Annotated in this window: 9 protein-coding genes; 7 read left to right on the top strand and 2 right to left on the bottom strand. The window is 67.7% G+C overall.

Annotated features, from left to right (window positions below; all coding sequences use genetic code 11):
• Positions 1–86 precede the first annotated feature (86 nt).
• From ABZ297_RS44580 to ABZ297_RS44555, 6 genes are all read left to right on the top strand, one after another.
• Entirely contained in the window at positions 87–704 is a 618-nt protein-coding gene (locus ABZ297_RS44580) for an MFS transporter (protein WP_355359909.1), read from the top strand.
• 5 nt (positions 705–709) lie between these two features.
• Positions 710–943, top strand: coding sequence for a chromate resistance protein ChrB domain-containing protein (locus ABZ297_RS44575; RefSeq protein ID WP_355359906.1), 234 nt, complete (start codon positions 710–712; stop codon positions 941–943).
• Positions 859–1,338 (top strand): recombinase family protein, encoded by a 480-nt coding sequence (locus tag ABZ297_RS44570; protein ID WP_355359912.1) that lies wholly within the window; start codon positions 859–861, stop codon positions 1,336–1,338. Before ABZ297_RS44575 ends, ABZ297_RS44570 begins: the two co-directional genes overlap by 85 nt.
• Entirely contained in the window at positions 1,220–2,185 is a 966-nt protein-coding gene (locus tag ABZ297_RS44565; protein WP_355359903.1) for an alpha/beta hydrolase, read from the top strand. Before ABZ297_RS44570 ends, ABZ297_RS44565 begins: the two co-directional genes overlap by 119 nt.
• Positions 2,186–3,099: 914 nt before the next feature.
• A complete protein-coding gene (locus ABZ297_RS44560; protein ID WP_355359900.1) occupies positions 3,100–3,537 on the top strand; it encodes a hypothetical protein in 438 nt (145 codons plus the stop codon).
• Entirely contained in the window at positions 3,530–7,813 is a 4,284-nt protein-coding gene (locus ABZ297_RS44555; RefSeq protein ID WP_355359897.1) for a caspase family protein, read from the top strand. The genes ABZ297_RS44560 and ABZ297_RS44555 overlap by 8 nt, the downstream gene beginning before the upstream one ends.
• 167 nt (positions 7,814–7,980) lie before the next feature.
• Here ABZ297_RS44555 and ABZ297_RS44550 read toward each other — a convergent pair whose 3' ends face one another.
• Positions 7,981–8,826 carry an alpha/beta hydrolase gene (locus ABZ297_RS44550; protein WP_355359894.1) on the bottom strand — a complete coding sequence of 282 codons (846 nt, stop codon included), beginning with the start codon at positions 8,824–8,826 and terminating at the stop codon, positions 7,981–7,983.
• Positions 8,827–8,891: 65 nt separating this feature from the next.
• Here ABZ297_RS44550 and ABZ297_RS44545 point away from each other — a divergent pair, with 65 nt between their 5' ends.
• Positions 8,892–9,443: a helix-turn-helix domain-containing protein gene (locus ABZ297_RS44545; RefSeq protein ID WP_355359891.1), complete on the top strand. Its 552-nt coding sequence runs from the start codon at positions 8,892–8,894 to the stop codon at positions 9,441–9,443.
• Between the two features lie 264 nt (positions 9,444–9,707).
• Here ABZ297_RS44545 and ABZ297_RS44540 read toward each other — a convergent pair.
• Positions 9,708–10,883 (bottom strand): hypothetical protein (locus ABZ297_RS44540; protein ID WP_355359888.1); only part of this gene is annotated, 1,176 nt, incomplete at its 5' end.

The following is a 10,883-nucleotide window of genomic DNA, read 5'->3' as shown; positions in this document are numbered from 1 at the left end:
GCCGTTCGGGCGGACGCTCTCCTTCGCCGGCCCCCGACGGGCGGTCAACAAAGATCGTCGGGAGAGGACGCAACCACACGGGCTCCTTGAGAGTCGAGGTGGCCCCGGCTCAGGTCTCCGCACCGGTCCGGCCCCGCCCGGTCGTGGTCCGGCTGGCGGCGCTGTTCGCCATGGACAGCCTGGCAGGGGGGTTCGTCGTGCAGGCCTACCTGGCCTACTGGCTGGGCGTCCACTACAAAGCTGACACGGCGAGCATCGGGCTGCTGTTCGCGGGCTGTGCCGTCCTGCAGACCGCCTCCTTCCTGCTTGCGCCGGTCATCGCGGCCAGGATCGGGCTGCTGAACACGATGGTCTTCACCCACCTGCCGAGTAACCTGCTGCTCATCGGCGTCGCCTTCGCCCCGGGGTTCCCAGTGGCGGCGGGGCTGCTGCTGGCCCGCGCCTGTCTGTCCTCGATGGACGTTCCCACCCGCCAGGCCTACGTCATGGCCATGGTCCCGCCCACCGAGCGCACCACCACAGCCGCCGTCACCAACACCGCCCGCTACCTGACCCGCCCCGTCGGCCCCGCACTGGCCGGGCTGCTGCAGCCCCTCGGTCTGGCCTGGCCGTTCCTCATCGCCGGGACCGCCAAGACCCTCTACGACCTGACCCTGTGGCGGATCTTCCGCCGCGTCGAACTCCCCACCGGAGGCCCATCGTGATCTAGGTGACCAGGGCCCGGCCCGAAACCGACCGGATCGCCTGCCCCTGGCTGATCCGCCGCTTCATCGACCCTGACGCCGAGATCCGCTACGCGTCCCGCGACCAACGTCCAGCTGCCCGCCGCAGCACGTTTGATGAACGGAGCGCGCTCCTCTGGCGGTCATCGGCCTGGTCCGGGTCGGTACCGACAAGCAGAACACCCAGCGGCAGCACGACGCCCTCGATCCGATCTGCCTGAAGGTCTTCGAGGAGAAGATCAGCGGCAAGCTCGCCACCGACGATCGGCCCGCGCTACTGGACGCGCTGTCCCACATCCGCGACGGCGACCTGCTGACCGTCCAGAAGGTCGACCGCCTCGGCCGCAACCTCCTCGAAGGACTCATCGTCCTCACCGACCTGTTCCAGCGCGGCGTCGGCGTCAATGACTTGCGCCATGAGCCACGTCACACACGGAAGCTGTCACGCCGGCCATGGCCCGCCCGTCTTGAAGGCACTCGGAACCACCGATGGAGGGATGATCATGGTTCACGCTGCGGGACGACGCCGGGCAAGGCTGCGTCACTGGGTGCTGGGTGCCGTCGCTGTGCTGGTGGGCGCGTTGTTGTTCGGCGCGTACGGCTGGCAACCCGCTAAGGCTGATTTCCGCTCGCCGTACCTGGCCGCGATGGTTTCCCGGTACGCCGACACACCGACGGCCCGCTTTCACTACATCGAGGCCGGTTCCGGCACCCCGTTGATCTTGATTTCGCCCGGCGGCAGCACCGTGATCGGCTGGAAGGAGCAGGTCGGTGTGCTGGCCCGCGAGCACACTGTCTATGTGATCGACCTGCCCGGCCAGGGCTACACCCAGGTCAAGGACCCGGACTTCGGCTACGACCTGAACGCGATGACCGCCGCCATCGGCTCCTTCATGGACGCCGTCGGCGTCCGGCAGGCGGGATTGGCCGGCAACTCCTGGAGCGGTGGCTGGGCACTGGCTTTTGCCCAACGTCACCCCGAGCGAGTCAGCAAGCTGGCCCTGCTCGATGCCACTGGGCTGGATCTGCCCGGCACGTTCATGTGGGAGGCGTTGAAGATTCCGATCCTTGGCGAGCTGGCCGTCAAGCTGTCCACCAGCCGATCGGCCGCCCGGGGCCTGGCCGAGGGCATGCTCGTCCATAAGGAACGCATCACCGACGAACTGCTGGAGGAGTGGTGGGCTCCGATGACCTTCCCTGCCAACATTCGAGCCACCTATCTGCTGGAACGCCGTCTGGACTGGAGCGCGACCGAGCGTGCCCTGCCCTCCACCAAGACGCCGACCCTGGTGCTGTGGGGCAAGCAGGACACCATCCAGCCGGTTAAGCGGGCGCAGCGCTTCGCCGACCTGCTGCCCCACGATCAGACCTACATCCTGGACGGCTGCGGCCACGCCCCCCAACTCGATTGCCCTGACTCCGTCAACTACCACCTGCAGGCATTCTTTGCCCCTGCACCATGACCTGTTCGGCGAGCTCTCGGTACTTCCGGACCTTTTTGCGGTCCAAGCCCAGGTGTTGGGAGATCGCCGTGATCGTCAGCCCCTTGTTGACCAGGTTGTGGATGATGGCGTGTCGTTCTTGGGTGCGCAGCGCGGTGACCGAGTCTCGGTCGGCCTCCCGCGAAATGGCGGTGTTCTCCGTCGCGGGCGCCGAGACCTCGACCGGCGCAGGAAGGTCGACTGACGTGTCGACAGATTCTCAGGCAGGCGTCACCCGCAGGTTGTCCGACGTGCTGCACAATGACTCCGCGGTCGGTCGGTGATGATCGTGTTCTTGGTCGAATGAGATCATCACCGAGCGGTCGCCCTCATGTTTGGCGGGTTATGTGATCGCTACCAACTTCGAAGAAACTCTTCATGTCACGGTCCGTGGCGAGATCACACACATTGCGCCAGAGCCACTTTTACACGGCCACGGACAACAACTTCTTTGGGTGACGACGGGCCATGTGGTTAATGTCGATGAAACGTTGGCTTTTCTGACGAGATGGACGGTGAGGCTGGACATTGCAGTGACGGCTTCGCTGCTGGTGGGGTCGTCGATGTTGCCCAGGCGCAGGCGGGGGCAGGAGCGCGAGAGGACTAAGGCTTTGCCCGTCGGCCGACATGTAGTGGTGGACGAATCCGACGCGGGAGCAGAGCTGGGGTATCGGGAGGTGTTTGGATGCCGGGCATGCCGATGAGCAGTCGAGAGTGTTGCCAAGCCAGCCTGACGGCCCCCAATATCGCGTCACCAAGCAATCCAGGTCACCGCGATAGATGAGTACTGCGAGGCGTAACAACCGAATTTGGGTGTTTGGCTTGCCGTGTTGGTAGTCATCTGATGGGGTGGCACAACCTCTCCTTTGGCGGCGGCAGATGACGAGGAGGTTTCGGTGGCGGGAATTCCGTATGCCAGTGCTGTAGGCGAGACAGACGACCAGCGAAAGGGATCGCTGGTGGTAGTGGACACGCCCGCGGAGGTCCGGGAACTGCATGCTTGGCTCCGCCGGGAACCGGAACTGCGAGGCGGCGTCCGTCTGCTGGAAAGCCCACCGCCGACCGGGGCGCTGGGGCCGGTGGCCGAGGCTGTGCAGGTTCTCGCCGGCGCTCCGGTGGCGGCGGTGGCCGGGGCAGTGATCGCCTGGCTTCGGTACCGTACGAGCGACGTGAAGATCACGGTCAAGCGGCCAGACGGGACGGAGGTGCAGGTCAGCGCTGCCCGGATCAAGACGTTGAACGCCGAGCAGACCCTTGCGGTGACGGCGCAGATCGAAACGGCGCTGAACAACGAGCGGCCCTTGCCGGTGCCGGAGGAGAGTGCGGGTGGCTGAACCGGCCAGTCTGCCCGCGAGGTTGCTGTCCGGACCGGGGGTACGTGCCCTGCTGGTCGGATCGGGCCGCCACCCCGCTGCGGGGGCGCTGATCGAGGATGTGCCGGCAGCCGTCACCAGCATGCACGACCTGGCTGACGCCGTGGTGCAGCACGCTGGACTGGATCGCCGGCATCTGACCTGTCTGTCAGACCCCCGCGACCCGGCCGAGTTGGCCAAAGCTATCGCCGACCTGGCCGAGCAGTCCGACGAAGTGGCGTTGTTCTACTACGCCGGGCATGGCCTGCTGGGCCCCGATGGCGAGCTATATCTGGCCACCCAGGCGACCGCGGACCTGGGTCGGGGGTCGGCCGTCTATCAGGCGCTGCCGTTCAACCAGGTGCGTGATCTGCTGTCCCAGGTGCGCGCCCACCTGAGCGTGGTGATCTTGGACTGCTGCTGGGCGGGTTGGGCCACCGGTTGGCCCGACAGCTACCTGCTGACCGCCACCAGTAGGAACGAGACGGCTTGGGCTCTGTCAGGTGAGCGGCATACCGTCTTCTCTGGCGCGCTGATCGACGTGCTCGCTCGAGGCGATCCCCTCGGGCCGTCACTGCTGTCACTGGATGATGTGCATGCCAGCTTGACCCGCGTCTTGTCCGATCGTCGCTTGCCGGCGCCGCGCCGTCAGGCCGCCGACGCCCACGGGCGCCGCCCGCTGACGGTCAACCACGCCTACCGGCCACCCACCGCACGCCCCTCGCCGGTGCCCGCGGCCGCCCACAGCCAGCACAGCCCCTACCTGGGATTGCGTTCCTACGGCGTGCAGGACGAGGCATTCTTCTTTGGCCGCGAGCACCTCACCGACATCTTGAAGCAGCGGGTGAACGCTGCTGAAGGGATGCCGGTGCTGGTCACCGGCCCGTCCGGATCCGGCAAGTCCTCACTCCTGCAGGCGGGCCTGATCCCCAAACTGGGGCCGGGACGCTGCCTGCTGCTCACCCCCGGCGCCACCCCTCTGGATCGTCTCCGCGACAGCCTTCACGACCTGGCCGGCCCGCCCGGCCGGCACGACGAACCCTCGTGGGATACGACACGGCCGCTCGAGGAGCTGGTAGAGAAGCTGCCGGCTAACACAGTCATCGTGGTGGACCAGTTCGAGGAGTTGTTCACTCAGTGCACCGAGCCCGCCCAGCGCGCGTCCTTCATCACAGCCATGGCCACAGCCTGGCGGAGCGTACGAGTGGTGCTGGGAGTGCGTGCGGACTTCTTCGGTCACTGCACCCCCTACCCTCAGCTCACCGGTGCGCTGGAACATCCGGTAGTGGTCAGTCCTCTATCCCGCGCCCAGCTGCGCAAGGTGATCGAACAGCCCGCCCGTCTGGCCGGCCTGATCTTGGAGGAGGGGCTGGTCGACACCCTGTTGCAGGATCTGGGCGCCGATGCCATCAGCCCGAGCAATACCACCGGGACGTTCAGTGCGCCGTTGCCGTTGTTGTCGCACGCCCTGCTGGCCACGTGGCAGCTCCGCGACAACGGCCGGCTCACCCTGGCTGGGTACCGCGCCACCGGCGGTATCACCAAGGCCCTGGCCAAGACCGCCAACGACACCTTCGATAGCCTCACCGAGGCTGACCAGCAGGTCGCCCGCCACTTGCTACTGCAGCTGGTGCATCTGGGCGAGGGCACCGAGGACACCCGCCGTACCGTCGCCTTGGCCGAACTCCGCCCGGCCACAGACACCACCGAGGACGACCTCGCCACCACGAGAGTGCTTAATTCCTTCGCCCAAGCCCGGCTGGTGACGGTCGACGAGGACAAGGCGCAACTCGTCCACGAAGCACTCATCCGCGCCTGGCCCCGGCTACGATCCTGGATCGATACCGGCCGCGCCGACCTGCTGGCGGCGCAGCAACTCGCCGAAGACGCCGCCCGCTGGGAGCGCCACCAACACCAAACCGGCTACCTGTATGACCAGGCCCGCCTGCAAGCCATCAGCGCCGCACGCCAGCGCTGGCACGACAATCCCGCCCACCACCGCGCCCAGAGCCACAGCGTCAACGCCTTCCTACGCGCAAGCGAGCATGCCGCACAGCGCCTCACCCGACGCCGCCGGATCACCATCATCACCCTGATCACTTTGATCATCGCGTCACTGGCGGGAGCAGCAGCTGCCATCATCGCCGCCAAAAACGCCAGCATCCAGCAGGCCCTGGCTGAATCCAACAGCCGGGAAGCCATCTCACGCCAGCTCGCGACACAAAGCGAAAGTGCCACTGCCAGCCTGGCACAAGCACTGGCCGCCGCCAGTTGGCGCTTCTCGCCCACCGACGACGCCCGCCATGCCCTGCTCACCGCACTGACCGACCCCGCAAGAGGCATCCTCACCGGCCACAACGGCATCGTGGAGGAAGTGGCGTTCAGTCCCGACGGCCGCACCCTAGCCACCACCAGCGACGACGAGACCGTTCGCTTGTGGGACGTGACCAGCCACCGCCAACTCGGCGCAGCCCTCACCGGCCACACCAGCAGCGTCTTCGGGGTGGCCTTCAGTCCCGACGGCCGTACCCTCGCCACCACCAGCAAAGACAAAACCGTACGCCTGTGGGACGTGACCACCCACCGCCAACTCGGCACCTCACTGACCGGGCACACCGGCACCGTGCTCGGGGTGGCGTTCAGCTCCGACGGCCGTACCCTCGCCACTGCCAGCGCAGACGGGACCGTTCGCTTGTGGGACGTGACCAGCCACCGCCAACTCGGCGCCGCCCTCACCGGCCACACCAGCGTCGTGGAGGAAGTGGCGTTCAGTCCAGACGGCCGTACCCTCGCCACCACCGGCTGGGACAAAACCGTTCGCTTGTGGGACGTGACCAGCCACCGCCAACTCGGCGCCGCCCTCACTGGCCACACCAGCTTCGTGGAGGGGGTGGCGTTCAGTCCCGATGGCCGTACCCTCGCCACTGCCAGCGACGATGAGACCGTTCGCTTGTGGGACGTGACCAGCCACCGCCAACTGGGCGCCGCCCTCACCGGCCACACCAGCGTCGTGGAGGGGGTGGCGTTCAGTCCCGACGGTCGTACCCTCGCCACCGCCAGCGCAGACGGGACCGTTCGCTTGTGGGACGTGACCAGCCACCGCCAACTCGGCGCCGCCCTCACCGGCCACGCCGGCAGCGTCTTCGGGGTGGCGTTCAGTCCCGATGGCCGCACCCTTGCTACCACCAGCGACGACGAGACCGTTCGCTTGTGGGACGTGACCAGCCACCGCCAACTCGGCGCCGCCCTCACCGGCCACGCCGGCTACGTCTTCGGGGTGGCGTTCAGTCCCGACGGCCGTACCCTCGCCACCACCGGTTGGGACCAAACCGTTCGCTTGTGGGACGTGACCAGCCACCGCCAACTCGGCACCCCGTTGACCGGGCACACCGGCAACGTGGAGGGGGTGGCGTTCAGTCCCGACGGCCGTACCCTCGCCACCACCGGTTGGGACAAAACCGTTCGCTTGTGGGACGTGACCAGCCACCGCCAACTGGGCGCCGCCCTCACCGGCCACGCCGGCTTCGTAAAGGGGGTGGCGTTCAGTCCCGACGGCCGTACCCTCGCCACCACCGGTTGGGACAAAACCGTTCGCTTGTGGGACGTGACCAGCCACCGCCAACTCGGCACCCCGCTGACCGGGCACACCGGCAACGTTGAGGGGGTGGCGTTCAGTCCCGATGGCCGTACCCTCGCCACCACCAGCTGGGACCAAACCGTTCGTTTGTGGGACGTGACCAGCCACCGCCAACTCGGTGCCGCCCTCACCGGCCACACCAGCAGCGTCTACGGGGTGGCCTTCAGTCCCGATGGCCGTACCCTCGCCACTGCCAGCGCAGACGGGACCGTTCGCTTGTGGGACGTGACCAGCCACCGCCAACTCGGCGCCGCCCTCACCGGCCACACCAGCAGCGTCTACGGGGTGGCCTTCAGCCCCGACGGCCACACCCTCGCCACCACCAGCAACGACAAAACCCTTCGTTTGTGGGACATGAGCACCCACCGCCAACTCGGCGCCGCCCTCACCGGCCACACCAGCGCCGTGGTCTGGGTGGCGTTCAGTCCTGACGGCCACACCCTCGCCACCGCCAGCGAAGATGAAACCGTACGCCTGTGGAATGTTGCGCTACTTGCCGACCACGATCTATTCGTCTCAGTCTGCAAGGCGGCGGCCCGATCCCTCACCTCGGCAGAGTGGCGAGACTACGGCCTTCCGGAGCCGTACGAGCCGGTGTGCGCGCCGGTGCTCGGGCAGTGAACCATTTCCGGGTCTCCAGCGGGGATCGGCACAGCGTAGGCCTCGACCATCGCCAGTTTGTACTCCGGTGTGAACGAGCGCCGCTTCGGCCACGGTACGCCTGGCGATCGGGTGACGTGGTCAGGCCGTACGGCATCAGCGAGTTGTCCCGTGTGGCCGCCTGGTGATCAGGAGTTGCGACTGAGGAGCCGGCGTATCCGGTCGGCGACGAGGTTTGGTTGCTCGGCCTGGATGAAGTGTCCTGAGGCGACGTCCTCGTAGCGCCCGTCGGGGAGGTTCTCGGCGTAGCGGCGCTGGTGCTCGCGGATGGCGGCGTTCTGATGCTCCCGCCCTTTGGCGGCGCGGGCCGCAGACAGCACGATCGTCGGACATTTCGGGAGTTGGGGTGGTTGGGCGCGGAACTGCGGGATGGCGGCGGCCACCGCCTGTATCTCCTGGCGGGTCTGGGAGATCCCGGCGGGGGTGAAGTCCTCGGCCAGCATGGTCTGGTAGGTGTCGGCGGAGAACAAGCGTCGGACGTTGCCGCTGAACAGCCGCGCCAGGGGAGGGAAACGGCTGAGCGTCTGTGTCACTGCCAGCATGTTGTCGATCTTCTTGGTGGTCTGGTCCCAGGTGTCGTACACCGGGGAGGTCTCCGGTAAGGCGTCGACCAGCAGCAGCCCCCGCAGCCGGGATCCCAGGCGCTCGGCGGCGCGGCGGGCGACCAGCCCGCCCATGCTGTGCGCGACGAGCACGAACTCGCCCGGGACTACCGCCTTGGTCATCGCGATCAGGTCGGCGGCCATGTCGTCGATGCTGAGCTGCTGGGTGGTGCGGCCGCTGAGGGCGCGCCCGGCGCGGTCGTAGGCCACCAGCCGCGCCTGGTCGGCCAGCGGCGACAATACTGGGTCCCAGCAGGTCCGGCCGCAGCCTCCGCCCGCCTCGAAGACCACCCGATCCTGCCCCTGGCCGGACTCCTCGACATAGACGTACCGGCCGTTCGCCTGCACTCTCCGCCCCGGCACTTCCCGCATGCCGCCCCCTTCGCCCGCTACGTTTTCATTTTGGATAATGGTATCGCATATGAAATCGTTCGGCCATGGACCCTGTAGAGCAGCTGTTGCACCCGGTGCGGCTGCGTATCGTGCACGCCCTGTCCGCAGCAGGAACGCTGACGATCGCGCAAATGTGCGCCCGCATGCCCGAGGTGCCGAAGATCACGGTGTACCGCCAGGTCGCCCAGCTGACCGAGGGAGGGTTCCTGGAAGTGGACGGCGAGCAGCGGGTACGCGGCGCGGTCGAGCGCCGCTACCGGCTGCGTCAAGACCGGCCCACCATCGACGCCGGCGCGGCCGCCGCGATGTCGCTCGACGACCACCGCCGGGGATTCGCCGCGGCCATGGCCGTTCTGATCGCCGAGTTCAACGCCTACCTGAACCGCGACGGCGCCGACCCGGCCGCCGACTCGGTCTCCTACCGGCAGGGCACTCTGTGGCTGAGTCCGGACGAGCTCACCGCGACGATGGCCGACCTACTCGCGGTACTGCGCGACCGGCTGGCCAACACTCCCGCACCAGGCCGCACGCCATACCTACTCAGCGCGATCTTGTTCCCTGCCGAGCAACCGCCTGCGCATGGAACCGATCGTTAGCCGGTGCCGGTCCTGCCTCAAGGGCCCGGCGCTCGGGTCGCCGTCACCAGGGGCAAGGTGGAGCGTCGCGGCAGGCCACGAGGGGTAACAGCAGCGAGGTTCGAGGTCGGGTTTCGGCCTGGGCGCTCAGCGAGGCCCGGCCACTGCTCGGCCCTCCTAGGCGGCAGCGTACAGGGCCTCCCGCATGTGCTCTACGGGGAGCCCGGAGTTGACCTGCGGCGAGCCGCTCGTTTGGGCCGTTTGACGCGATTCCTACCTCTCCTCCTACTTGATCGCGGCCAGGTCCAGGACGTACATCTCGTTCTTGATCGGATAGGTCATCAGCCGGTCGAAGCCACCGTCGGGGATCGCCATTCCATTCGCGTTCGACCGTATGCCAAGGTCGGCCGACCTGCCGGTGTCGGCGTCGTAAAGCGTCAGGACGGCCTGGTTTCCCGGTCCCCTCAAATCGACCTTGAAGAAGCGCTCCAGGCCGGCGTCGTCGCCTAGCTGGAAGCTGCTCGGCAGTTCGCGCTCCTGGGAGCCGTCGCGGTCGCGGACGAACCTACGCAGGATGGTCTGGGTCTGCACCGTGTCCGGGCACCGGCGGGTGCCGCACTTGATCTCCTTGCCGGAGCGGTCGCGGGGGCGTTTGACCTTGACGGTCTTGTATCGCACGGCCACGCCCGCGCACCGGTCGACGCCGCACCTGACCTCCTCGTCGGCCTTGACCACGGCGTCGCGCCGCTCACCGGTCTCGACATTGAGCAACTCGCGGAAGATCGCCTTTCCGTGGTGGACGCCCACCCACGGCCATTGCAGGATGTGGTGCCGCTCGGCGCCCTTCACCGGCTGCGGCGAGCCCCCGCTCAGTGGCACCCGGTAAACCCCGCCCTTCTCGTAGGCGAAGACCACGTCCGCGCCTGTCACCGTCAGCCCGTTGATGTGCCCCTGCTTCATGACGTTTCCGAGGGGGACGTCGGTCACCGGCCGAGGCCGGCCGCCGGTGGCCGGCACCGTCCAGATCCGGGCGACCCGCGGGCTGCCCGCCTCCTTGTAGGACGCCCACCAGACGATGTTGCCGCCACCGGCGGCGACGCCGTCGGCGAAGATCGCCGATCCCTTCGTCGGCGGGATCTCGGCGAGCTGCCTGGGCTGGCCGGTGCCCAGGTCGTAGCTCCACAGGAACTGACGCTTTCCGTCGGGGACACCCGTCATGACCAGCAGCGTGTGATCGTCGAGGAGTAGCTGCGGGTAGTACGTGCGGCCGTCGGGCAGCTTAGCCGGGATCTTGTGTACGGCCTGCGGCCACACCTTCTCGATGGGCGGCGGAATCTTGTCCGCCGACGGCTCGGCCTCGCCGGTCGCGCTGACCGCGGGGTGCGGCTCGGCCGACGCGCCCAGGGCGCTCACCGCCGCGCTCGCCCCGCCTGCCACCAGGATCACGGACGCGGCCGCGCG

It is taken from the genome of Nonomuraea sp. NPDC005983 (assembly GCF_040614375.1).
In the GTDB taxonomy this organism is placed as follows: domain Bacteria; phylum Actinomycetota; class Actinomycetes; order Streptosporangiales; family Streptosporangiaceae; genus Nonomuraea.
The sequence above is the reverse complement of the archived record's forward strand: the minus strand, read 5'-3'. Positions and strand labels throughout refer to the sequence as shown.